Genomic DNA, 25,629 nt, shown 5'->3' with positions numbered 1-25,629 from the left:
TCAATTCACAACATTTCAATCTGTTCAATAAAAGAACAAAGTAACTACTGAAATTTTCCATTTAATATGATTTTAGTCATAGAATGCTATTGGTTTTATGGCGTAATATTGAAACAACTTTAGTACTTGAAAATCTCATTAAAAACATTTCATTATGAATACATTAGAACATCCAACAGTAGGCGAATTTGTAGCCGAAGATTTTAGAACAGCAGCCGTTTTTTCTAAATATGGTATTGATTTTTGCTGCAAAGGCAATAGAACGATAGAACAAGCTTGTGAAAAAAAAGGTATTGATCCCGAAGAAGTAAAAAAAGAAGTATTGCAAGTTTTAAATACTCAAACCGGGCAAGAAATTGATTTTAAATCGTGGCCAATTGATTTGCTTATTGATTATATCGAAAAGACACATCATCGTTATGTAGAAGAAAAATCGACTGCTTTGTTGTTTTACCTTGATAAGCTTTGCAAAGTTCACGGACAAAGACATCCAGAGTTGTTTGAAATTGCGCTTCATTTTAAAATCTCAGCAGGCGAATTGGCGCAACACATGAAAAAAGAAGAGCTGATTTTATTTCCATTTGTCAAAAAAATGTACAATGCTTTGAGAGAAAATAATTCTATCGAACAAGCTCATTTTGGAACCGTGAGTAATCCTATCGCGATGATGATGGATGAACACGATAATGAAGGCGAACGTTTTAGAATTATTGCGAAGCTTACAAATGATTATAATCCGCCAGCCGATGCTTGTGAAACCTACAAAGTAACTTTTGCCATGCTAAAAGAGTTTGAACAAGATTTACACAAACACATTCATTTAGAAAACAATATTGTATTTCCAAAAGCCAAAGAAATGGAAACAAAATTCAATATCATAGAACCAATTAACTAATACAAAAAATCAAAAATGCGCTCATTATGGAAAAATATGTTATCAAGAGAAACGGCGATTATAAACCTTTTGAAACCTTTAAAATAAAAGATGCAATTGTCAGGAGTTTTGATAGTGTAACCGTTCCGTTTGATGAACGTGTTTTTGAGAATGTCATCGAAGCCATTGACAAAAAAGAAACTTGGGCTGTTGAAGAAATTCAGGATATTATAGAGAAAACGCTCTTTGAAAACGAATATTTCACAGTAATGCGTTCGTTCATGTTGTATCGTCATACACGAAAATTACAGCGCGAACACATCCAAGGACTGAATGATGATACGACTTATGTTGACAGTACGCAAACCATTGAAGAATATATTTCACAAACCGATTGGCGAATTAATGCTAATGCAAATACTTCCTATTCTAACGCAGGTTTGGTAAACAATGTCGCTGGAAAAATCATCGCCAATTATTGGTTGGATAAAGTATATTCTAAAGAAGAAGGTTATGCGCACCGAAACGGCGATGTGCACATTCACGATTTGGATTGCCTTACGGGATATTGTGCCGGATGGAGTTTGCGTGTTCTGTTGAATGATGGTTTTAATGGTGTTCGTGGTCGTGTGGAAAGTAAAGCTCCGTCACATTTTAGAGAAGCTTTAGGACAAATGGCAAATTTCTTAGGGATTTTGCAAAGCGAATGGGCTGGAGCACAGGCATTCAGCTCTTTTGACACCTATTTGGCACCTTATGTTTTCAAGGACAATCTTTCATTTGATGAAGTTTTGAAAGCCGTTCGCAGTTTTGTTTATAATCTCAATGTTCCGGCACGATGGGGACAATCTCCATTTACGAATATTACGTTGGATTGGGTTGTTCCAGCCGATTTGAAAGAACAAATTCCAACAAAAAACGACCATCATTTATTTGAAAAAATAACTAATGAAAGTGTTTTTATCCGAGCCAAAGAACGAGGTGTTACTTCGTTGACGGAAATGCGATATGAACATTTTCAGCCAGAAATGAACCTGATAAACAAAGCGTATTATACTGTAATGACCGAAGGCGATGCCAACGGACAACCATTTACGTTCCCAATTCCTACGGTAAACATCACCGAAGATTTTGATTGGAATGGCGAAAATACCGAATTACTTTTTGAAAATACAGCCAAAATTGGTTCGTCATATTTCCAAAATTTTATCGGAAGTCAATATATTTTAGATGAAAACGGAAACAAAGTTGAAAATCCAAATGCCTATAAACCAAATGCGGTTCGCAGTATGTGTTGTCGTTTGCAACTGGATTTGAGAGAATTATTGAAACGTGGCAACGGACTTTTTGGTAGTGCAGAAATGACGGGAAGCATTGGCGTAGTTACCATAAATATGGCTCGTTTGGGTTATTTATATGAAGGAAATAAAGAAGAACTTTTCCGCCGATTGGATTATTTAATGGAATTGTCTAAATCTACTTTGGAGAAAAAACGAAAATTTATTCAGGAAATGTATGATCGAGGTTTATATCCCTATACCAAACGTTATTTACCACATTTCAGAAACCATTTTTCGACCATTGGTGTAAACGGAATGAACGAAATGGTACGTAATTTCACCGAAGACAAAGAAGATATTACGACTACTTTTGGACATGAATTTTCTATGGAAATTTTGAAACATATTCGTAACCGAATGAAAGAATTCCAAGAAGAAACAGGAAATCTCTACAACCTCGAAGCTACACCAGCAGAAGGAACAACCTATCGTTTTGCCAAAGAAGACAAAAAGCGTTATCCAAATATTCTTCAGGCAGGAATGGAGGAAAATGTTTACTATACCAACAGTTCGCAAATTCCAGTAGATTTCACCCAAGATCCGTTTGAAGCGTTATTGATGCAGGACAATTTGCAATGCCAATATACTGGCGGAACGGTTTTGCATTTGTACATGAACGAAAGAATAAGTACTTCTGAAGCTTGTAAAAACTTTGTAAAAACTGTTTTGTCAAAATTTAAACTGCCATACATCACGGTAACGCCAGTTTTTAGCGTTTGTCCTGTTCATGGTTATTTGAACGGCGAATATGAATTCTGTCCAAAATGTGATGAAAATTTATTGGAACAATTAAATAATGACACTTATGAAAACAAAAACTAACGAATTGCTAGAACAGCATCAGCAATCAAGAACCAAATGCTTGGTTTATACCCGAGTTATGGGATATCATCGTCCTGTAGAAAGTTTTAACATCGGAAAAAAAGGTGAACATAAACAACGAATTCATTTCAAAGAATGTTAGAAACTGTTTAAAATGGCTAAACCTGTCAGCAATATAACACCGTTTACATTACTAGATTATCCAGATAAAAGTGCTTGTATTCTTTGGTATTCGGGTTGTAATATGCGGTGTTTGTATTGCTACAATCCTGAAATTGTTTTTGGGAAAGGAAAACTTTCTTTTCCCGAAATGATTTCTTTTCTCGAAACCCGAAAAGGATTACTTGATGCCGTTGTTTTTAGCGGTGGCGAATGTTTAATTCATAAGAACATTGTAGAGCAAATCCGAACGGTGAAAGAAATGGGATTTTTGGTAAAAGTAGATACCAATGGTTCCAGCCCAAAAGTTTTATTGGAACTTTTGGAACAAAATCTGCTAGATTATGTAGCTATTGATTTTAAAAGTCCAATAGCAAAAGCTCGGGAAATAACGAAAAAAGTGTTCTACGATGAGTTTATTTCTTGTCTAAAATTGCTTATGGTTTCGAACATATCATTTGAAGTAAGAACTACGTATCACTCAAGTTTACTTAATGAAGTAGATATACAAACAATGATTTCTGTATTGGAAAGCCATAATTACCAAGGCAATTTTTACATACAACATTTTAGGAATGATACAGAAACCATAGGAAATCTGTGTCATTCTTTAAAAAATCTTAATCCAATAATTCTGAATACAAAGAAGATAAAAGTTCATCTTAGATGACACAATTTTTCTTTAAATCGTCTATTAAATGATTTAAGCTGTCAACTTCTACATGTTCCATCAAAACAATCTTATACCATTCGTTATCGGTATTATGCTTTTGAGGTACTAAATCATATTTATCTGCAATGTTGTTTGGAATATACTTGGCTTTTATGGTTACAATATTCATAAAAGGTTCTCTGAAATATTCAATAGAAAGCGAATCCAATTGCTTGCAAATCCAGTCCGTTCTCATTTGAAGAATTTTTACTTTTTCAAACCATCCATTTTCGCCATAAGTTGTAAGTATCATCCAAGTAGCAACCGCATTAGCTCCTGATCGGCTTCCACATAAAGTTAAATCCATTCCTTCCACATATTCTGCTTCTTTGGTCAATACATTTTCAATTAGATTTTTTCTGCATAAAAATATTCCGGATCCGTAAGGTGCTTGCAGCATTTTATGAGCATCAATAGTAATAGAAGAAACATTTTTATTTTTAAAATCTAAGTTACTTTTTGGTGCAATAAATGGATAAACAAAGCCACCATAAGCCGCATCAATATGGAGTTTGTATGCTAAATTATATTTGTCTAAAAAATTTGTATAACTATCAGGATTATCGACTGAACCAAACATGGTCGTACCCATATTTGCCACTACAATAAAATATTTTTTGTTTTCAGTAATAGCTTTTTGGAGTAATGTTTCAAATTCGTTTTCGAGAATCGTTCGGTTTTCAAAATCCACAGGAACTTTCATCCACTCAATAGATAATAAATTTGCTCCTTTTGCAATAGAATAATGAGTGTCGTCTGAAGCGATAATCATAATTTCAGATAATTTTGCATTGTATGTGTTTATGAAAAAATTTCTGTAAACCCACAAAGCCTGAATGTTCGCTTCGGTTCCGCCTGTAGCAATATAACCGTCAAACTGATTTTCGGTTGCATTAAAAATATCAACTGCCAGTATTTCTAATACTTCTTTTTCGATTTCTTGTGTTCCTTTAAATGCAACTTCCGAAGTTCCTGTGGTATGACAGCCAATATGGTTTGGATTAGAAAGATAAGTCATTAATACTGGTGCGTCTTTTAAAAAAGGAGCATCATCGTTAAAAACTTTACTATCTAATTTTGAAGCAGGATAGCCTAATGAAATGTCTTTCATGAAGTTAACATTCTCTTTTAGTGCTTTTTGTATTCTTGTTATTCGTTCTTCTGAAGTTAATTTTTTCCAATTATTCATTATTAATATATGTTTAGGATTTACATTTTTAAACTAAAATTCAATTTGCTTGACTTCTTCTTTATAAAAATGTAATTGATTGATTATTTGGAGCGTATTTTTAAAAATCAAGGTTGAACGGAATAGGCTTTCATAGTATTCTATACCTTGAAGAAGATTATCTTGAAACGATTTCCATTTTTTTATTTTTGCAGTAGAAGTTTCACCAGAAAAGCTAAGAATATCATTCTTCAAATGATCAACATACATTCCTAATTCTTTTACAAACATATTCGGACGATTAACATCTGTAATAACAGTGACATTTCCATAAATATGTTTCACCATTTCTGCCAAGGAAACAACTTTATCAAAATAAGCCAAATTTGGTCCGGGACAAACCACTACGCCTTGTTGCTGACCTTTAATTTCCATTTTGTTTTCAAGATAAGACGAATTAGCTAAACCAACACAAAGACACGATTTTTCAAATATTTTGCTTTTTTGTTGTTCAAAAACTTCATTTGAAAAATCGTTTTTCTGTTGTTCCAATTCTGCTAATTTGACATCTTGATATTTTTTGGAAGCCGTACACATTCCTTGAGTATCATATTCTTTGCTTAATGCCAAAAACTTTTTCGGACAAGAACTTCCGGCTTTATTGTCGTCAATCCGTTTTTGTTTCCAAAAATCGTTACTCATTCCTTTAACAGTGTTGAAAGGAACGCCAAGCGGCGAAATATTGCTCAAATAAAAATCGTCTTCTTTAGCATTTGCCAATAAATTTCGAGTTTCATCATCAACGGAAGTCGCTTCGGGAACCAATAAAAAAGGTGAACCCCAACCGATACTGTCCAGTTTATAATAATCTAATAAAAATTCGTGTTCTTCGGCTGTTCCAACGCCACCTTGTGCGGTGATTTTTAATTCTAATGGTTGCAACGGAATAGGTAAATTTTTAATTTCTAATGCTTTTATCATCAGTTCGTGTGCCGATTGGATGAGTTGCTCTTTTTTGGTTTTAAATTCTTCTAAAATTGGACCTAATAAAAAACCATCGGTAGCAAAAGCATGTCCGCCACAATTTAATCCAGATTCTATACGATATTCGGAAACCCAAAGTCCTTTTTTTGCCAAAAAATTACCTTGTATCATCGCAGAACGAAAATCACTCACTTTCAGGATAATCTTCTTTTTTAACTGACCATTTTTATTCGGATAAAAGTCGAAAATTGCTCAAAATAGCTGTACAATCTTGGGTTCATACCGGCAGAAAGAACTACGGAAGAATTCAGGTTGCTGTTGGCAAAACCACGTAATGAAGCATGAGCATCGTTAAACTCTACTGGAAGTTGTTTGTTTTTGTCAAAATTATCTTTGTCAACTTTGGTCATAATGTTAACATCAATATCGCCAGGTAAAAGATGTTCGGCTACATATTTTTTTACATTTTCTGTCATCTGTAAACCTTCATCGATAAATTTTTGCAGACGATTTTTTAGTTCCGATTTATTAGGAAGCAACGAAATATAGTAATCTAAAGTTGTTTTGTTTTGGGCTAATTCGTGTTTGAAATGTTCCACTTTATCTTTAACAATGGTATCAACCAAATTCAGATAATGTTTTATTCGTTCGGCACGATAATCATAGCATTTTTGGGTAATTTCCTGATAAGGCAAACTGAATTTTTTGCTGTAAAAAGCTCTCATTTTTTCAATTAGTTCGTCATCAGTAATAGAAATTACAGAAGATATTCCATAATGAGCAACCCGAATTGGACTGTCGATTGTATAAGCTAATCCCATTACAGGAATATGAAAAGTGTGTGCATTTTTTAAAATGTTCATGCGAATTTTTTTAGAATAAATAAAGAGGCGAATTTTGGAAAATCATCCCAATTAAAGTATGATATATATCATACAGGTTAAACTTTAGTTAGATGATTTTTAATGCTTTTTAGCAATTCGAAAATGATGTAATAAAGTCCTATAATAATTCCTAAACCAAAGAATACAAAAAGAATGTAAAACCAATGCATTGATTCATGAAATTGACCAAAAGAGATTGCTTCTGTAAAATAAATCCAATGTGCTTTTTTAACTCCCATAAGTAGTAAACAAATCCAAAAAAGCACAAAAGAAATATTGAAAATTTTAATCCCAATTTGGATTTTCTTTGTTGAAATCAAAGTAATTTTTTTGTTCAATTCCAAAATATAAGCAACGGAAGAAAGCAATATTAACGTATTAATTCCAATGGTTGTTCCCATTGAATGTGCAACGGTTATGTGAGTTCCATGAGTAAATAAATTGATAGACGGAATAGAAATCAATAATGCTAAAATGATGTTTAGAAATATCCAAAAATCAGCCAAAACAGTAAATCGATATGCCAAAATGTATTCGATTTTTTTCTCTTGCGGCAAGCTTTTTCTCCAGTCATAAATAATAGAAAAAAGAATAATCCATTCGGTCATGCTAATTCCATAAGCCAAATAGCGCATCCATGGCGCAGTTGGAACTATATAAATATGATGAGCCCAACCAAACATTAAATTGGTTAAACCTAAAAAATAGAAGAAAAATGCTTTCCCCGATTTTGCGTAGCTGTCATTGTTGCTCGTTTTTGCCATTACATAAAGTGAAGTTCCATAAACCAGCATATTCCATGCGCCAACATACGAACCTCCAGCTTTCCACTGCATGGCGACATTTTGTACAAAATGATTTCTAAAATAAGGCAACAGCCATAAATGAGCTTCGGTAAAATGATAAATCATCAGCACAATTCCAGTTGCCCACATCCAGTAGTAAACCGGAAGATTTTTGAAAGAAGAAAATACATTTTTGAAATAAGTAATTCCAAATAAAATCCAACCCGAAACAATAGGAAAATAAAAATAAGACGGAAATTCCAGATATTCTTTTCCGGCAAAATTTCTCGATAAATAAGAAACTACAATCCCGATTCCGGTTAGTATAAAAAGCCAAAAATGAACGGAAACCAACTTATAGTTTTGATTTTTTTGCTCCAAATAATAATAAATTCCGCCTGTAGCGGTAAGAATTACCCATGAAACGGCAAACAAAGTATGCAACGGACGAACCGCATTAAACGGCAGAATTTCCTTGATAAAATCAGGAATGATGTATTGAAATCCGGAAAGCAAGCCAAAAAATAACGTCAGCAACAGCGAAATTAATCCGGCAGAAATAAAGTAAAAAGGATAACGGTTAGTTTTCATGAACGTCGTTTTTATATTGGATTTCTACCCAGCCGTTGGGTTTAATTTTGGCATTGATACTCGGATAATGTCCGGTTTGGTCAATTTCTTTTAAAAATTGGAGCAATTCTTCTTTTTCAGATTCGTTAAAGTCAAATTTTGGCATAGTTTTAATTCCGCTGTTGAACATGGCTTTCAGATAATTATCATTTTTTTTGAACGAATATGCATTGGTCAAATCAGGTCCGAGATAACCGCCTAAACCATAAATCTGATGACAGGAATTGCAGTTGTTTTTCAGCCAGAGATTTTCTCCACGAATGGCTTTTTCAGACAGATGAATATTTCCATAGGAAGAATTATCGGTATAGATAAAAAAATTATAGACAAAAAAAAGTGTCGTCAGCAGTAAAAGAATAAGTAGATTTTTTTTCGGTTTCATATCCGAAGGAATTTCGTTTAAAACACAAATAGAAGAAAACTAAATTCCTTTTTTTATGATTTATGTCATAAAAAAAGCGTGAATACTAATTTCACGCTTTTTCGCATCTGAAGAAAACTAAAATTGAATTAATAATTATTCTATTTAGGAAGTAAAACATCACCAATTATATGAATTATTCCGTTGGAAGTTTCGATTGAAGCTACAATTTCTACATTGTTAACAAACGTTTTTTCTCCTTGTTTTGTAATTTTAACTTTTTGTGGTGTTACCATTTCAAATTCCTGTCCATCCTGCATATATTCTGCTTTTAAAACACCTACATAAGTATGATAGCCTAAAACATCGACTAGCTTATTTTTGTTTTCCGGTTTTAATAAATCTTCTACAGTTCCTTTTGGTAGTTTGTCAAAAGCGGCATTAGTTGGGGCAAAAACAGTAAATGGTCCAGCGTTACTTAACGAAGTAACCAAACCTGCGGCTTTAACGGCAGCTACCAATGTAGTGTGATCTTTACTTCCTGAAGCAACCTGTACAATGTTTGGATTGGAAGTATCGTCTATCACTCCTTCCTGGCCAACACTTTGTTCAGGCTTGTTTTCTGTTGTTACTGTTGCATTTTCGTTACTTTGTTTACAGCCAGTTACAGTAAAAAGTCCGGCTAAGAGCAAAAATTTGATAGAATTTTTCATAATGTGAAATACTTGGTTTATAGCACAAAGTACTTAATTATGAAAAGGTTATTTTATGATTTTACTCATAAAATCAAAGAAATTTTAACTTTTTTTAAGGCATGAAAAATCATAATTGATAATCCAGAAACCATGACCAAAGCTGCAACAAAAAGTAATTCGTTTATTTTTGGAATAAGTGTATAACTAAATGATGCCATACCTTGAATTGCCAAAAATAGTTCGTTCAAGAAAACTCCAATCGAGAATAGAATTAATCCGTTTTTGGCACCTTTTGAAATAAATAAAAGATGTTTTGCAAAGATGTAAAAAAGCAAAAACAAACTAATAATTGCCAATAAAACCAAATGCAAGTAAGCAATAACGATTGGTCGGAAACCAAATGCCAACTGACTTAATGCAGGAATAACAGAACCTAATTGCAATAAAAATTTAATAGTAAGTGCTGTTCCAACAAATAACAGAATGTAACGTAGAAAAACAGGATAATTTTGAAAATCAATCTGTTTTGATTTTATGATTGTAAAAAGTAATTTAAACCAAAAATACACTTGAATAAAAGCAGCTGTAATAGTTAAAAAATAGAGCCAAACAGGAAGTTTTAACCAAAGTGTCGATAAAAAATAAGCGGGAATGCATGCTGTAAAAAATAACCAAAAAGATTTTTGGTAAAAAGAATTTTCGGTTGATTTAAGATTGAATAAAGTAATTAACAATCCCATACAAGCGAAGAAAAACCATCCATTGTATTGAAAATGTAAATAGTAATAAATTGATGCTAAATACTCATTTTGAAGAATGTTTTTGGTTGCCATCATATAAGCCAAAAAAAACGTTCCGATTGAAGAAAGTACATTAAAAAAAATAGCTCCTTTGAACCAATTGATAGAAAGATTTTCTTTTTCTACAAATTTTAAATCGTTCCAAAATCGATAACCAAAAGCATAGGAAACGATGATTGACATAGTTGAAAAAAAGATCGAAATTGCTCCATAACCTTCTATAATAAACGAAATCAACATTCCATAGGCACAAATTAAATTTAGCGACAAGATACTATTGTAGTTTTTATAGAAATTTTGAAACTTATTGACTGCTTTTTTCTCCAGAAAAATAATCATCAAAACAATCAACGTATGGCTAATCCATCCGGCAAAGGCAAAATGAGAATGAGAATGTTGGATGTTTTTTTGATCAAAATAAGGAAATTCAAAACCAATTTTATATCGCATTAATAATCCTAAAACAGCAACGATAAAGAGATTAACTATGGAAAAGCGTAACCAAAATTTAGGGTTAAAATGCATTAGAAATATATTTTATGATTTATAATGTCTATTTTTTTTTCCTCTTTCATTTTTGAAAAAGCACGAATTACAGTTTCTACACGAAGTCCGGTAAAATTGGCAATTTCCTGACGCGTAAACGGAACTAACTCTTTTTTGCTGCTATTTCCTTTTTTATGTGTATTTAAAAAGGCAATAATTCTAAATTCGGGTTTTTGATTGATAATATCTTTTGAAGTCTTGGCTTTACTGTGAATTCGTTGCGCCATAAGTGTTAGAAAATGCTTCTGAATGGCGGGATATTCTTCTAAAATTTTTAAAAATTTTTCTTTAGAAAGTTTAATGATTTTGCAATCTTGAAAAGCGGTAGCGGTAGAAGGATATTTTTCGTCAATAAACAATGGTGGTTCTCCAAAACTTTGTCCTTCAGTAAAATAACCTTGAGTAAATTCTTTACCATCATCATTACAATTGAACATTCGCACAGAACCATCAATTACCTGATAATAAAAATTAGCGGCTTCACCTTCGTAGAAAATGACCTCATTTTTTTTATATTCTTTAGCGATGGCACCCCAAGTAAAAAGTAAATCTAAATCTATTGGCATAACTAAAATCAAGTTTTCATGTGATAAACAATCTTTTTGTTTAGATTCTTTAGAAACTTTTGATAAACAAAGTTAAATTTTATGGATGGTAGAAAATATGATTATAATCATATTTGATACTGAATTTTTATGTGAAATTTGTCTTGTGAAAAAATTAATAGTCATAATAGCTTTTGTAATGTTTTTGAAACCGGTTTTTCCGGTGATAGATTACATCGTTAATTATGATTATATTTCTAAAGAGCTTTGTGAAAATAAAGCAAAACCCGAATTAGAATGTAACGGAAAATGTAAGTTGATGCAAGGACTTGCAAAAGCTTCTGATGAAGATAAACCAATTTCAAGTGATAAAAAAGTAGTTCATTTAGAAACGGAATTACTGTTTTTTAAAGAAATTGAAACTCTAATCGCAAGACAAACTTATTTTCAACATAAAATTAGTATTAGCGACAACTATTCCAATCTTTACTTTCACTTGAATGGTTGCGCCGTTTTTCATCCACCAACAATTATTACTTAATACAAAAATTGCATCAATCTTTTTTGGATTGACAGGACAAACTATGTCTAAAAATTATTGGAAAAACTTCCAATAGAATTCGTATTAATTAAAATTTACAAAATGAAATCTTTACTAAAATATACACTTGCCTTTTTTATAATGGCAGCAACAACTATGTTTACTTCATGCTCATCAGATGATGATACAACTACAACAACCACCGACGAATTATCTGGAATTACTAAATTTAAAGAATTTTCAAACGATACACATACCATAGAATTATATTCTAAAGCAGGAAGTTTAGAACAAGGATTTAATGAAATTTCTATCAGAATTAAAGATAAATCTACTGGAAATTATGAAAAAAATGCAGAAGTGAGTTGGATGCCAATTATGCACATGACAATGATGAACCATTCTTGTCCAAAATCTGAAGTAGAAAAAACAACTCCAAACGGAACGTTATACAATGGTTATATTGTTTTTCAAATGGCACAAAACACAACAGAATATTGGGATTTAAAAGTTGATTATACGATAGAAGGAACGGCTTATACGGCTACTTCTGTAATTGATGTTCCTGCATCGGCAAAGAAAAAAGTAAGTTCATTTACAGGAACTGATGGTGTGAAATATGTTGTGGCTTATGCCGAACCAACTAATCCAAAAGTTGCAGTTAATGACATAGCTTTAGGCGTTTGGAAAATGCAAAATATGATGGATTTTCCTGTAGTTGATGGCTATAAAGTAAAAATCGATCCACGTATGCCAAGTATGGGAAATCACAGTTCGCCTAATAATGTTGATGCTACCCAAAAAACAATTGGCGGTTTATATGAAGGTAAATTATCATTAACAATGACAGGTTATTGGAAAATAAACTTGCAGTTACTTAACGCTGCTGGCGATGTTTTAAAAGGCGAAACCATTACCGAAACTGTTACCGAAAGTAGTCTTTTTGTAGAAATTGAATTCTAAAATAGTCTCAAAAAAGTCTTGTTTATTAAAGGCAAGACTTTTTAAAATCCAAAATGCGATGAAAAAAATACTATTTCTGTTGTTACTCAACGGCTTGGTTTCTTTTGCCCAAGAACAAAAAGATACTTTGGTTCCTAAAGACTTGAAAGAAGTAATAATCATTGGTAAAAAAGCAAAAATTCATGAAAAACAATCAAAATCATTAGCTTCAATAGATGAATTTCTGGATAAATCAAGTCAGGTTGATTTGATAAAACGCGGTGCGTATGCATGGGAACCAATAATCAATAGTATGGCAACCGAAAGAACATTGATAACCATTGACGGAATGCGGATTTTTGGCGCTTGTACCGATAAAATGGACCCAATTACTTCGTATGTTGAAGTTTCTAATCTTTCTGAAGCAACGATACATTCTGGGCAACAAGGTTCGTGTTTTGGGTCGACCATTGGCGGAGCAATTGATTTGAAAAGAAATCAAAATCAATTTGGAAATCAAAAATGGGATTTTGCGGTTAATAGTGGTTTTGAAACCAATAGTCGTCAAAAAATCATTGGTTCATCAGTAAATTATACAGACAGTTTATTTTATGTTGATACCGATATTATGTTTCGTGATGCCGATAATTACAAGGCAGGAAACAACAAAGAAGTTTTGTTTTCTCAATTTAAAAAACTCAATTTTTCAGGAACTTCGGGGTTTAAATTCAGCCAAAACAAACTCATTGAAGCATCTTTAATTTATGATAAAGCGACCGATGTTGGTTATCCAGCATTACCAATGGATGTTTCATTAGCCGAAGCTTTGATTACTTCGCTTAAATATATGGTTATTCCAAAATCTCCATTATTGAAAGATTGGGAAACCAAAGTATATTTTAACACCATCACACATCGAATGGATGATACCAAACGACCTTCAGTTCCTATTCATATGGATATGCCGGGTTGGAGCGAAACATTTGGAATGTATTCCAAAATTACAGGAAACAAAGACAATCATCATTTTTTGATTAACCTGAATAGTTTTTACAATAAGTCTGTTGCCGAAATGACAATGTATCCTGAAAATCCTGATGAAAATAGTATGTTTATGTATACTTGGCCAGATGTTAGAACATTTTATACAGGTCTTTTTGCTGAAGATAATTGGGTTTTTAACTGCCATTCGGGTTTAAAAATGTCATTTTCTTTAGGAAGTCATACTAATGATGTGGCAAGTGATTTTGGATTGCAAAGTTTACAGATTTTTTATCCTGAAATGGAAGCTCAAAAAACACGTTTACTAAAAAGCATCGGACTAAATTATAACTACAATAAAAACGGATTGGAATATGGTTTTGGAACCGGTTACAGCGAACGTGCACCATCAGTTTCCGAAGGATATGGTTTTTATTTGTTCAATAGTTCTGATCGTTTTGACTATATTGGTAATCCTAATTTGAGAAATGAAAAATCGATTGAAACAAATGTTTTCTTCGGATATAAAAAGAGTAAATACAACGTTAAGATTTCATCGACTTTTTTCAGAATTTCAGATTTTATTGTTGGTCAACCTAATGATTTTTTTGTCCCGATGACGATTGGTGCTTCTGGAGTAAAACTTTACACAACTTTGGATTATGCAACCATTTTTAATGTTGACATAACTACAGAATGGAAGATTTCAAAGCAGTTTCAGTGGAGCGGAAAAATAAAATACAGTCGTGGTCAAGATAGTAACAAGAATAATTTACCGTTTATTAGTCCTGTAAGTTATCAAACGGAATTAAAATATAGGTGTCAAAAACTGAATGCAGCAATTGAATGTATTGGAAACGGAGCTCAAACTCGATTTGGTTCATTTTATGAAGAAAAATCTACGGCAGCTTTCGCCATACTAAATTTCAGTGCGGGTTATAAATTTAATTGGAGCGGAAGTATACTTTATACTAAAATAGGAGTAGAAAATATAGTAAACACATATTATACTACGTATTCCGATTGGAATAAAATTCCTCGAATGGGAAGAAATATATTTTTGAATTTAGGAATAAGGTTTTAAAAAAGTTGAAAGAGAATAATTAGAATAAAAAAACCTGGAGAATATAAAAAAAATCCAGGTTTTTGTGGAGTCGGGGAGAGTCGAACTCCCGTCCAAACAAGGAAATAAAGAGCTTTCTACACGCTTAGTTCCTGATTAAATTTTCGATAATTTGCTAGGTCAGAAACAACCACAAACTACTTAGCTTTATCAGTGTCAAAATGGATTTAAAGCATTACCATTTCTAGGTTTATTTTTCCGGTTTACCTTAATCAAACGCCACAAACCAAGGCTTTTGAGGTAAATCTAGCTTTCCAACCTTGTTGGAACTAGGCAAATCGTACTAAACTTCGGATTAAGCAGCTAAAGCGTAATTATTTTCGCCGTTTATAAGTTCGTACCTTTGGATTTACGAGCTAAAAGTACAATGCTCGACGTGCTTACTGTCCACTTCATCTTGCTGTCAAAACCAGTCGACCCCAATTTTTAATTTTTATGCATCAAAAATCAGACCGCAAAAATAGTGATTATTTTTGATTTTTTATCATAGGTTTTGAAGATTGAATTTTTAACAAAAATTTATGTTCGTTTAGTTCGGTAATATCCGAACTAAGATTAAATTTGCCAAAAAAATAATTCCATGGAAGATGAAAAAAGCGAATTAATAGAATTATTTGGAATTCATTTTGAACGCCTATATAATATTTCTCCACTTGGAGGACGTATTTTAGCAACGTTAGTTATTGACGGATGTAAATCGGGATTGACATTTGATACATTGGTTGAAAAAATGCAAGCCAGTAAAAGTTCAGTTTCTACCAATCTTAATTTATTACTCAAAACAGGTAGGATAGAATATTTTACAGTAGCCGGAGACAGAAAAAAATACTTTAAAGCTGCACCTCTAAGTCAACGATTAAAAAATTATTTAACCATTATTGATGGTGAAAAAATGATGATAGACAGATTAATGCAATTCCGGAAAAAGAATATTTCTTGTGTTCAAGAAGAAATTAATTTTCAAAATATGTGTGCCTATAAAGAACATGTTTTACAAGTGGAACAGCTTCTGCTTTCAACCATCAATAAATTCAAATCAATAGAAATCAAAAATCAATCCGCTAAATAAAAGCCCTATGAAAAAGAATAATATTATCATTTTACTATTAATAACAATAAGTTTGTTTTCTTGTAAAAAAGCAGATGATGTTAAAAAAGAAATGCCACCGATGCCTTATAAAGTAGTAGAAGTACAAAAAGCAAATACTACATTAACGGCAGAATATCCAGTAACTTTAGAAGGCGTTACTGATGTTGAAATTAGAGCTAAAGTTGATGGTTATATCGAAAAAATATATGTTGACGAAGGACAGGAAGTAAAAAAAGGACAACCGCTTTTTAAATTAGAAACCCAAACTGCAACTCAAGATGCAGCAGCAGCCAAAGCACGAGTAACAGCGGCTCAAGTTGAAGTAAACCGTTTAAAACCTTTGGTAGATCGAAACATCATCAGTGAGGTACAATTGGAAACGGCCAAAGCTAATTTAGCCAGTGCCAAAAGTACTTACCAAAGTATAGTAGAAAGAATAAATTATGCCACCATCAAAAGTCCTGTAAACGGAATTGTTGGAACCATACCAATGCGTTTAGGAAGTTATGTAAGCAGTCAAACAGCTGAACCATTAACCCGAGTTTCCGATATCAGTTCCGTTTATGCCTATTTTTCAGTAAATGAAAAGCAACAGCTCGACATCATGATGAATGCTGAAGGAAAATCATTTCAAGAAAAATTAAATAAAATGTTGCCAGTAAAATTACTTTTGAGTAATGGAATGACATATGAGCAGTCAGGGAAAATCGAGACCTTTAGTGGTCAAGCTAATGTACAAACAGGTTCGTTTAATGTAAGAGCAAAATTCCCTAATGCTAATAAATTACTTCGTTCTGGTGGAAGCGGAACCATTCAAATTCCAACCGATTTAAAAGACGTTATCCTTATTCCTCAAAATGCTTCGATGGAATTACAAGACAAACGCATCGTACTTGTTGTAGATAATGAAAATAAAGTAAAAGTTGTTCCGGTTGAGGTTAGAGCTATTTCTGGCGGTAAGTTTTTCGTAGTAGATAAAGGACTAAATGTTGGCGATAAAGTGGTACTGGAAGGTGTTGGAATTATCACAGAAGGAACAGCTATCAAACCTGAACTAGTAGATTTTAATGAAGTACTTAATCCTACCACCAAATAATTAAAAAATATGTTTTCAAAATTTATTGACAGACCTGTATTATCAACAGTAATTTCTGTTATCATTGTTATTTTGGGTATTTTAGGATTGATTTCACTTCCTGTTTCTCAATATCCCGAAATTGCTCCGCCAACAGTAACTGTTTCTGCCAACTATCAAGGAGCAAGTTCCGAAGTAGTGATGAATTCGGTAGTTATTCCACTAGAAGAACAAATCAACGGAGTAGAAGACATGACTTATATGACTTCTACTTCAAATAATGATGGTTCGGCTTCCATTAATATTTATTTCAAATTAGGAACAAACCCTGATTTGGCTGCCGTAAACGTTCAAAACCGTGTTTCTCGTGCCACGCCGTTGCTACCGCAAGAAGTAACAAGAGCAGGAGTAACTACAGCCAAAAGACAAAGTGATAACATTTTGATTTTTTCATTGTATAGTGAAAATCCAAATTATGATATGACTTTCCTTCAGAATTATGCGAATATCAATATTTTACCAAAAATCAAGCGTGTTCCAGGTGTTGGAGAAGCAATGGTTTTTGGTCAAAAAGATTATTCTATGCGTATTTGGCTTAAGCCAGATGTAATGGGTTCTTATGGACTTGTACCTTCTGATATTACTAATTTATTAGCAGAACAAAACATTGAAGCTGCTCCAGGACAATTAGGAGAAAGTGGTAATCAATCGTATCAATATACATTAAAATATAAAGGTCGTTTACAAGACATCAAAGAGTTTGAACAAATTGTAATTCGTTCTACACAAAATGGCGAAGTACTTCGTTTAGGCGATGTGGCAAAAATTGAACTTGGCGCCATAAATTATGCTAGTAATACTTTAACTAACGGAAACCCATCCGTAGCAGTTGCTATTGCCCAAACAGCAGGTTCTAATGCACAGGAAGTAATTGAAGGTTCGTTGAAAGTTCTGGAAGATTCTTCGGTAAATTTTCCAAAAGGGGTAAAATACCGAGATTTAGTTAATGCTAATGATTTCCTTGATGAATCCATCACAAAAGTAATTCATACGTTAATTGAAGCCTTTATACTCGTATTCTTAGTGGTATTTGTCTTTTTACAAGATTGGCGTTCAACGTTGATACCAGCTATTTCGGTACCAGTTGCCATCGTTGGAACTTTCTTCTTCCTGAATTTATTCGGATTTACAATCAATCTATTAACGCTTTTTGCCTTGGTATTAGCCGTCGGAATTGTCGTCGATGATGCCATAGTTGTCGTCGAAGCCGTTCATGCCAAGATGGAAGAGGGCGAACACGATCCAAGAAAAGCAACGCATAGCGCTATGAACGACATCAGTAATGCCATTATTTCCATTACTTTAGTGATGTCAGCGGTGTTTATTCCGGTTTCGTTTATTAGTGGTTCGTCTGGAGTTTTTTATAAACAATTCGGATTAACCTTGGCGGTTTCCATCGTGTTATCGGCTATTAATGCCTTAACACTTTCGCCAGCGTTGTGTGCTATTTTCTTGAAACATCACGACAAAGGCGAAGAGAAAAAAGGATTTTTACAACGTTTTTATTCAGCATTTAATATGGCGTTTGAAGCTACCACTATTAAATATAAAAAGTCAGTTGGATTTTTTATCAAACAAAAATGGTTAGCGTTTTTAGGAATTGCAATTTTTACTGCTTTGTTTGTGTTTTTAATGAATATTACGCCAAAAGCTTTTGTGCCAAGCGAAGATACGGGTGGTATTATGTCTGATATTTCGCTTCCGCCAGGAACATCTTTAGAAAGAACAGAACAAGTTTTATTACAAATTGAAAATAAAGTAAAAGACATACCTGAAATTGAAGGAATTCTTAGAATTTCAGGACGAAGTTTATTAAGCGGAAGTGGAAGTAATTACGGTATGGTTATCGTAAAGCTAAAACCTTGGGCAGAACGTAAAAATGATAATCAGGAAATCACGGCTATTGTAGGCGAATTATTCAAAAGAACTGCGGTGATAAAAGATGCCAAGGTATTGTTCTTTGCTCGACCAACCATCGTTGGATTTGGTTTCAGTAGTGGTTTTGAGTTCCAGTTACAAGATCAAAAAGGAGGAACCATTCAAGAATTGAACACGGTAAAAGATAAATTTTTGGCAGCTTTAAACAGTCGTCCTGAAGTAAAATACGCATCGACTTCTTTTTCTCCAAATTATCCGCAATATCGTATCGATTTGAACGTACCAGCAATTAAAAAATCTGGATTAACTGTTGCCGATGTTTTAGGTACTATGCAAGGTTATTATGGTGGCGTTTATGCTTCCAATTTTAATAAATTCGGTAAACAATACCGTGTTATTTATCAATCGGAGCCACAGTTTAGAGCTGATCCTGAATCATTAAATAAAGTATTGGTTCGAAATAACGTTGGTAAAATGTCGCCTATTTCACAATTTATTACGTTAGAAAAAGTATTTGGTCCACAAGCTATCGAGCGTTTTAACTTGTTTACTTCGGTAAAAGTACAAGGTGCTCCAAACGACGGTTTTAGTTCAGGTGAAGCCATTAAAGCGGTAGAAGAAGTTGCAGCACAAACCTTACCTGTTGGTTACGGCTATGAATATTCGGGGATGACACGTGAAGAAATTAGCGCTGGTGGACAAACTATTTTCATTTTCATGCTGTGTTTAATCTTTGTTTATTTCTTATTAGCCGCTCAATATGAAAGTTATATACTGCCTTTTGCTGTTTTACTTTCGTTACCCGTTGGATTAGCCGGTTCTTATATTTTTGCGTTTTTCTTTAATGTAAGTAATAATATCTATTTACAAATTACACTCATTATGCTCATTGGATTATTAGCCAAAAATGCCATTTTGATTGTAGAATTCTCGGTAGAAGCAAGGCGAAAAGGTTGGAGTATTAAACAAGCAGCTATTCAAGGTGCCGGAGCGCGTTTACGACCAATTTTGATGACATCCTTTGCCTTTATTTTAGGATTATTGCCATTGATGTTGGCGCAAGGTGCCGGAGCTATTGGAAACAAAGCTATTGGAACTGGAGCTATTGGCGGTATGTTGATAGGAACTATTTTGGGAGTATTTGTAATTCCGGTGTTGTTTATTGTGTTCCAAGGTTTACAAGAGCGAATAAGTGGTAAACCCAAAACTATTTTACCTGAATCGGAATTAGAAGCCGAAGAAAATTAATAACTAGATACTGAAAAATTCAGCCTAAAAATGAAAAAGCCATATATCATCAAAAGTGTACTTTTTGTAGCCATCATGACGCTGATGCAGTCGTGTTTTGTAGCCAAAGACTATGAAGCGCCAAAAGTAACCACCGAAAATCTATTCCGAACCGAAAGCACGGATACAACCTCAATAGCATCGGTGCCTTGGAATAAATTATTTACTGATACCCTTTTGCAACAACACATCAATGAATGCTTGCAAAATAATTTAGACTTGAAAATCGCACTGCAAAATATCGAAGCGGCCGAAGCAACTTTCAAGCAAGGAAAAGCAGGTTATTTACCTTCAGTAACGGCAAATGCTTCGTTGACGCATCAAGAATTGTCGAGCAATAGCCAGTTTGGACGATTATTCAGTTCGTTAGACCAATATGAACTATCGGCAAAATTATCTTGGGAAGCCGATATCTGGGGAAAAATACGAAGCACCAAAAGAGCCGCTTTGGCACAATTACTTCAATCCAATGCAGCTAAACAAGCCGTGCAAACCGAATTGATTGCAACCGTTTCTTCGTTGTATTTTCAGTTGCTTGCGGTCGATGCTCAAATTAAAGTAGTGACTAAAACGCTGGAAAATAGAACCCAAAGTGTTGAGGTAATCCAAGCATTAAAAAAAGCTGGAAATGTAAACGAAGTAGCCGTAAAACAAACCGAAGCTCAAAAATATGCTACCCAAATCATATTAAAAGATTTGGAATTTAATCGAAAAGTACTTGAAAATACTTTTTCGCAGTTGTTAGGAAAAGTTTCAGGAACCGTAAATCGTTCTACTTTTGAAACCCAAAAAATTGAGGCAAATGTCAGTGCAGGACTTCCAGTTTCGGTCTTGAGTAAACGTCCCGATGTGGTTTCGGCAGAGTTAAACTTTAGAAGTTCTTTTGAACAAACTAATGTAGCGCGAAGTTTCTTTTATCCATCCTTAACCTTGAATGCTACTAGTGGTTTACAAGCTTTAGAGCTTAAACAATGGTTCAGTACCAATTCTATTTTTGCTACGGTAATCGCTGGATTGACACAACCAGTTTTTGCACAACGCCAAAATAAAACCCGATTGGAAGTTGCCAAAGCCAATCAGCAAAAAGCCTATCTGCAATATGAAAAAGCCATTTTAGCCGCTGGAAAAGAAGTGTCAGATGCCTTGGCGAGTTATGAAAACGAAACCTCAAAACTAGCTATCCGCAAAAACCAGTTGGAAGCGTTAACCCAAGCTGCCAACTATTCGGATGAATTGTTGCAGTATGGAATGGTGAACTATCTGGAAGTATTGACTTCCAAAGACAACGCACTAAACACCGAAATCAATTATATTGATAATAAATACAAACAAATGAACGCAGTGATACAATTGTATAAAGCGTTAGGCGGTGGGAATTAATTGCTATGAATGAAAAAGACAAAAACCAGCTTAATTGCTGGTTTTTTTGTTTTTTAAAATTAGTTGTTACTCAGAATATAGTTTTCTAGGTTCTTTCCTTCTTGCTTTTTTATAGATTATTAATTTCAAAAAAATCTGAAAAAAAATTTATTCGACTTTTAAAAAAAACATTTTTGTATTTTTCAGTTTCTGTGTTAATAGCATATTCATCAAGAAAGATTCTCTTTTGATTTTGATTTAGTTTGTTCCAAACCTTTGGAGAAAAGAATGTATTCTCACAATTTGCAATGATTAAAGAAGTAATTACTTTTTCTAATTCTACTGCATTTAGTTCTTTCAATTCGTCTAATAAAATTTCTCCGTTTTTATCATTAGGAAAAATTGCAAGAATTACAAATGTTGTTGTTCTGTCAGGTAAAAAAGTCAATATAGGCTGTGAATAAGGTTCATTTGGCTTCAAATGATTATTCATTGGCTTATTTTTATATGAAACGGTTGGAGATATTTGAGAAGAAACAGCGAATGGATACAAACCTTCTTTTTCATAAACTAAATATTTAAAAAAATCATATTGTTCATTTTCTAAAGCAGCATCTAATTGATGTTTATAAAATTTCAAATCTTTTACTCCCATTTCAACTCCCATTTTAAGTATTTCTACCCAATCTTTTGGTAAGGATTTTACGAATTCAGACTCAGGATTATTATAAATTTTATATTCTTCATGTTTTCTATGGTAAGAATGTGCATAGGAACGATATGAGTGAAGAAATAAATGTTTTAAACTTTTATCAAATTGAAAATTTTCTATTGGAGAAAATAGATTTGTATCGTGATAATCACAAAAGCCAAAAAATGTTGAAGCTTCTTTTTTACCAATAGGTACTAAGTCGTCTAACCATCTTTCTTTAGTTGATTTATGGCTAGTAAAAGTATAAACACACATATTTCCATTGACATCAGATTCTAAAATTGAAAGTCTACCATTTCTTTGAATACTATGAGCTTGTTTAATTAGTCCATTACATTCATCTTTTTTGTGATGAAAGCATTCTTCAATTCTACTTTCATTTTTAAAAGCTTTCTTTTTAGAAGCTAATTCTCTCGATAGTTCTTCTTGTGTCATATAAATTTGTATGTTTGGTTTTGCCTTAAAATAAAGCCAACACGCAGATTGTCGCATGTTCCATTTACAAATACGTATAAACATTTGTAAAAGTAAAAATATAAAAAAATCCTCAACAGTTTTACCATTGAGGATTGTGTTTTTTAAAGATGAAATAAATTACTCATCGTTATCGTTCCATTTAAACGGATAATCACCAAAAAGTCCAGCAAGCTTTTTAGATTGATAGGTTTTCTTGGTGTATTTGTTAGATAAAGCTATAATAGTTACTTTTTCTTTTCTAAGATTGATAAAAGATGACGTGTTTCCGTGCCACCAACCGTTGTGAAAATAAAATGGTTCGCCTTTTTCAAATTCAATCATTCTTATGCCAAGACCATAATTTTTCACACCTTTGCTTTCATAACTATAACCTTGATATACTTTTTTTATCAGTTCAGGATTTAGAAAAAATGGCGCATAACGCGCGGTATCAAATTTTAATAAATCGCGTGGCGTGGAATAAATATTTTTGTCGCCATAAACGGCATCGAGATAATCAGTTCCAATTTCCATATTGTTTCCTTTATAGGAAGGAACAATGTTTTCGCGGTCTTTTTCAAAGTCACAAACATAGGTGTTTGTCATTCCAAGTGGAGCAAAAATCATTTCTTTCATCGCCGCAGGAAACTTCATTCTGGTGATTTTTTCCACAATTAATGCCAACACAGCATAGTTGGTATTGCAATAACTAAAACGAGTATCGGTTTTGGTTTCCAGCGGAATTTCTTTTTCAATCATTACCTTGATGATATCTTCGTTGGTTAACGTCTTCTTTTTGTCCCAATTGTTATTTTCAAAAGTAAAATAAGCATAGTTTTTCATTCCACTTCTGTGATTTAAAAGCGTTTGAACGGTTACATCTGGATAAGGAAAATTGGTAATAATGGTGTTTACTTTTTGATCAAGCGCAATTTTTTTGGCATCAACAAGCATTAAAACGGCTGTTGCGGTCAAAACTTTACTAACGGAAGCTGTGTGCAAAGGCGTATCTTTAGTAATCATTTCATCGGTTCGCTTGTTGGCAAAACCCATGTAGTTTTCATAAATAATTTGACCGTTTTTGGCAACCAAAAACGCAACGTTATCATTTTTCTCTGACCATGTTTTTTCAAAAAACAACGATGAACCATATTTTTTATCGGCTATAAATTTTTCCGAAAGTTTTGGTAATTCTTCTTGAAGAGGTTGCATTACGGGAATTCCGTTTTCGTTAATTTTAACAACGCCTTCTTCGGTTTTTTCTTGTTTAGAACATGAGGTAACGGCAATAGTTGTAATTATAAAAAAGGATAGTAATAGGGAAATATATAGAATGATTTTATTTTTCATTTTCATAAATATGTGGAATAACAAATATAATTATTCAAAATGGGTTTACAGAACAAAAACGACAAACCTTTCAACATGTTTTCCACAATATTATTTCATAAAAAAGTTTTGAAAACGTTTTCGTTACCGTTACTTTTGGGCAATTAAAATTTGAGGTAATGAAATTTGGAATTATAAAAGAAAGAAAAAATCCGCCAGACAGACGTGTAGTTTTTACTCCAGAAGAATTAGTAAAGTTAAAAACGGAATATCCTAATGCTGAAATTAAAGTTGAAAGTTCAGATATTCGAGTTTTTTCGGATGAAGAATATGCTAATCTTGGAATTGAAGTTGTTTCAGATATGACGGATTGCGATGTTTTATTTGGCGTAAAAGAAATTCCAGTTGATTATTTGATACCAAATAAAAAGTATTTTTTCTTTTCGCATACGATTAAATTTCAACCTTATAATAGAAAGTTACTGCAAGCTATTTTAGAGAAAAATATCGAGCTTTTTGACCACGAAACTATTGTTGATGTAAACAACAGAAGGTTGATAGGTTTTGGTCGCTATGCCGGAATTGTTGGTGCTTACAACGGTTTTAGAGCTTTTGGAATTAAATATGATTTATTTACGTTGCCAAAAGCTGAAACACTAAAAAGTAAAGACGATTTAATTGTTAGACTAAAAAGACAAATTCTTCCCAACATCAAAATTGTATTGACTGGTCACGGAAAAGTAGGAATGGGCGCAAAAGAAATTCTCGACGGAATGAAGGTAAAACAGGTTTCGGCAGATGATTTTTTGAATAAAATTTATACGCAACCCGTTTATACTCAAATCGATGTTTTGGATTATAACAAAAGAAAAGACGGTCAAGTTTTAGATAATCAAGATTTTTATAAAAATCCTCAAGATTATATTTCTGATTTTGAACGATTTACTAAAGTAGCCGATATTTATATGGCTGGACATTTTCACGGAAATAATGCACCCGATATTTTAACTCGTGAAATGCTGAATTCGCCCAAAAATAAAATTCAAGTTGTTGCTGATATTTCATGTGATGTTAATGGACCAATTGCCTGTACCATCAAAGCATCGACGATAGCCGAACCATTTTTTGGTTATTTGCCAAGCGAACATAAAGAAGTTCCTTATTCGCATCCAGGTTCAATCATGGTAATGTCAGTCGATAATTTACCGTGTGAATTGCCAAAAGATGCCAGCGAAGGTTTTGGCGAAATGTTTATGCAACACGTTATTCCAGCTTTTTTTAATAATGATAAAGACGGTATTTTGCAACGTGCTAAGATAACCGAAAACGGAAAATTAACACCTCGATTTGCCTATCTTCAAGATTATGTAGATGAAAAATAAATAAAGTCCCGATATAGTCGGGATTTTTTTTGTAGAGTTGTTAAAAATAGTAAAAGAAATCGTTTTCGTTAATAACTATTTTTGTTCTTTGTTATTAGAATTTACGAAT

Annotated in this window: 20 protein-coding genes, 1 other RNA gene and 1 pseudogene; 12 read left to right on the top strand and 10 right to left on the bottom strand. The window is 33.1% G+C overall.

Annotated elements, in window-relative coordinates; genetic code table 11:
• The first annotated feature begins 154 nt into the window (after nt 1–154).
• The 4 genes from ric to G6042_RS06645 are packed head-to-tail and all read left to right on the top strand — an operon-like array spanning nt 155 to nt 3,865.
• Nucleotides 155–895 (top strand): iron-sulfur cluster repair di-iron protein, encoded by a 741-nt coding sequence (gene ric, locus G6042_RS06660; protein ID WP_169523520.1) that lies wholly within the window; start codon nt 155–157, stop codon nt 893–895.
• 26 nt (nt 896–921) lie between these two features.
• Entirely contained in the window at nt 922–3,036 is a 2,115-nt protein-coding gene (locus tag G6042_RS06655; protein WP_169523519.1) for a ribonucleoside triphosphate reductase, read from the top strand.
• Nucleotides 3,020–3,178, top strand: a complete 159-nt coding sequence (gene nrdD / locus G6042_RS14435) for an anaerobic ribonucleoside-triphosphate reductase (RefSeq protein WP_211161651.1) — start codon at nt 3,020–3,022, stop codon at nt 3,176–3,178. The genes G6042_RS06655 and nrdD overlap by 17 nt, the downstream gene beginning before the upstream one ends.
• A gap of 12 nt (nt 3,179–3,190) precedes the next feature.
• On the top strand, nt 3,191–3,865 hold the full coding sequence (locus G6042_RS06645) for an anaerobic ribonucleoside-triphosphate reductase activating protein (protein WP_169523517.1): 675 nt from the start codon (nt 3,191–3,193) through the stop codon (nt 3,863–3,865).
• Here G6042_RS06645 and G6042_RS06640 read toward each other — a convergent pair.
• From G6042_RS06640 to G6042_RS06610, 7 genes and pseudogenes are all read right to left on the bottom strand, one after another.
• Nucleotides 3,858–5,096 carry a pyridoxal phosphate-dependent decarboxylase family protein gene (locus G6042_RS06640; RefSeq protein ID WP_169523516.1) on the bottom strand — a complete coding sequence of 413 codons (1,239 nt, stop codon included), beginning with the start codon at nt 5,094–5,096 and terminating at the stop codon, nt 3,858–3,860. The genes G6042_RS06645 and G6042_RS06640 overlap by 8 nt on opposite strands.
• A gap of 33 nt (nt 5,097–5,129) precedes the next feature.
• A pseudogene (locus G6042_RS06635) lies at nt 5,130–6,922 on the bottom strand (hypothetical protein).
• Between the two features lie 77 nt (nt 6,923–6,999).
• Complete coding sequence (locus G6042_RS06630; RefSeq protein ID WP_169523515.1) at nt 7,000–8,319, bottom strand: cbb3-type cytochrome c oxidase subunit I; 1,320 nt, start codon at nt 8,317–8,319, stop codon at nt 7,000–7,002.
• Nucleotides 8,309–8,740: a c-type cytochrome gene (locus tag G6042_RS06625; protein WP_169523514.1), complete on the bottom strand. Its 432-nt coding sequence runs from the start codon at nt 8,738–8,740 to the stop codon at nt 8,309–8,311. The genes G6042_RS06630 and G6042_RS06625 overlap by 11 nt, the downstream gene beginning before the upstream one ends.
• Nucleotides 8,741–8,880: 140 nt before the next feature.
• The gene (locus tag G6042_RS06620) at nt 8,881–9,432 is read right to left on the bottom strand and encodes a fasciclin domain-containing protein (RefSeq protein ID WP_169523513.1); all 552 of its coding nucleotides are present in this window, start codon (nt 9,430–9,432) and stop codon (nt 8,881–8,883) included.
• A 65-nt stretch (nt 9,433–9,497) separates the two neighbouring features.
• The gene (locus G6042_RS06615) at nt 9,498–10,739 is read right to left on the bottom strand and encodes a hypothetical protein (protein WP_169523512.1); all 1,242 of its coding nucleotides are present in this window, start codon (nt 10,737–10,739) and stop codon (nt 9,498–9,500) included.
• Entirely contained in the window at nt 10,739–11,326 is a 588-nt protein-coding gene (locus G6042_RS06610) for a Crp/Fnr family transcriptional regulator (RefSeq protein ID WP_169523511.1), read from the bottom strand. The genes G6042_RS06615 and G6042_RS06610 overlap by 1 nt, the downstream gene beginning before the upstream one ends.
• Before the next feature lie 145 nt (nt 11,327–11,471).
• Here G6042_RS06610 and G6042_RS06605 point away from each other — a divergent pair, with 145 nt between their 5' ends.
• The 3 genes from G6042_RS06605 to G6042_RS06595 all read left to right on the top strand — a co-directional run bounded on the left by G6042_RS06605 (nt 11,472) and on the right by G6042_RS06595 (nt 14,853).
• A complete protein-coding gene (locus G6042_RS06605; RefSeq protein WP_317168056.1) occupies nt 11,472–11,846 on the top strand; it encodes a hypothetical protein in 375 nt (124 codons plus the stop codon).
• A 102-nt stretch (nt 11,847–11,948) separates the two neighbouring features.
• Nucleotides 11,949–12,809 carry a FixH family protein gene (locus G6042_RS06600; RefSeq protein ID WP_235933220.1) on the top strand — a complete coding sequence of 287 codons (861 nt, stop codon included), beginning with the start codon at nt 11,949–11,951 and terminating at the stop codon, nt 12,807–12,809.
• Between the two features lie 58 nt (nt 12,810–12,867).
• Nucleotides 12,868–14,853 (top strand): TonB-copper family protein, encoded by a 1,986-nt coding sequence (locus tag G6042_RS06595; RefSeq protein WP_169523510.1) that lies wholly within the window; start codon nt 12,868–12,870, stop codon nt 14,851–14,853.
• A gap of 62 nt (nt 14,854–14,915) precedes the next feature.
• On the opposite strand, the gene ssrA is transcribed toward G6042_RS06595, so the two are convergent.
• Nucleotides 14,916–15,313, bottom strand: a transfer-messenger RNA (tmRNA) gene (gene ssrA, locus G6042_RS06590).
• A 159-nt stretch (nt 15,314–15,472) separates the two neighbouring features.
• Between ssrA and G6042_RS06585 the strand changes: the two genes are divergently transcribed.
• From G6042_RS06585 to G6042_RS06570, 4 genes are read left to right on the top strand one after another with little or no spacing between them, the layout of a single operon-like run.
• Nucleotides 15,473–15,961 carry a GbsR/MarR family transcriptional regulator gene (locus G6042_RS06585; RefSeq protein WP_169523509.1) on the top strand — a complete coding sequence of 163 codons (489 nt, stop codon included), beginning with the start codon at nt 15,473–15,475 and terminating at the stop codon, nt 15,959–15,961.
• Between the two features lie 7 nt (nt 15,962–15,968).
• Nucleotides 15,969–17,078 carry an efflux RND transporter periplasmic adaptor subunit gene (locus G6042_RS06580; RefSeq protein WP_169523508.1) on the top strand — a complete coding sequence of 370 codons (1,110 nt, stop codon included), beginning with the start codon at nt 15,969–15,971 and terminating at the stop codon, nt 17,076–17,078.
• 9 nt (nt 17,079–17,087) lie between these two features.
• Nucleotides 17,088–20,243: an efflux RND transporter permease subunit gene (locus tag G6042_RS06575; RefSeq protein ID WP_169523507.1), complete on the top strand. Its 3,156-nt coding sequence runs from the start codon at nt 17,088–17,090 to the stop codon at nt 20,241–20,243.
• A 30-nt stretch (nt 20,244–20,273) separates the two neighbouring features.
• Entirely contained in the window at nt 20,274–21,662 is a 1,389-nt protein-coding gene (locus tag G6042_RS06570; protein WP_169523506.1) for a TolC family protein, read from the top strand.
• Nucleotides 21,663–21,771: 109 nt separating this feature from the next.
• Here the strand turns inward: G6042_RS06570 and G6042_RS06565 are convergent, their stop codons facing one another.
• Nucleotides 21,772–22,788 carry a hypothetical protein gene (locus tag G6042_RS06565; protein WP_169523505.1) on the bottom strand — a complete coding sequence of 339 codons (1,017 nt, stop codon included), beginning with the start codon at nt 22,786–22,788 and terminating at the stop codon, nt 21,772–21,774.
• 159 nt (nt 22,789–22,947) lie between these two features.
• The gene (locus G6042_RS06560) at nt 22,948–24,159 is read right to left on the bottom strand and encodes a serine hydrolase domain-containing protein (RefSeq protein WP_235933216.1); all 1,212 of its coding nucleotides are present in this window, start codon (nt 24,157–24,159) and stop codon (nt 22,948–22,950) included.
• A gap of 158 nt (nt 24,160–24,317) precedes the next feature.
• Here G6042_RS06560 and G6042_RS06555 point away from each other — a divergent pair, with 158 nt between their 5' ends.
• Complete coding sequence (locus tag G6042_RS06555; RefSeq protein ID WP_169523503.1) at nt 24,318–25,520, top strand: NAD(P)-dependent oxidoreductase; 1,203 nt, start codon at nt 24,318–24,320, stop codon at nt 25,518–25,520.
• The last annotated feature ends 109 nt before the right edge of the window (nt 25,521–25,629 follow it).

Source organism: Flavobacterium solisilvae, from assembly GCF_012911605.1.
GTDB classification, from domain to species: Bacteria; Bacteroidota; Bacteroidia; order Flavobacteriales; family Flavobacteriaceae; genus Flavobacterium; species Flavobacterium solisilvae.
The sequence above is the reverse complement of the archived record's forward strand: the minus strand, read 5'-3'. Positions and strand labels throughout refer to the sequence as shown.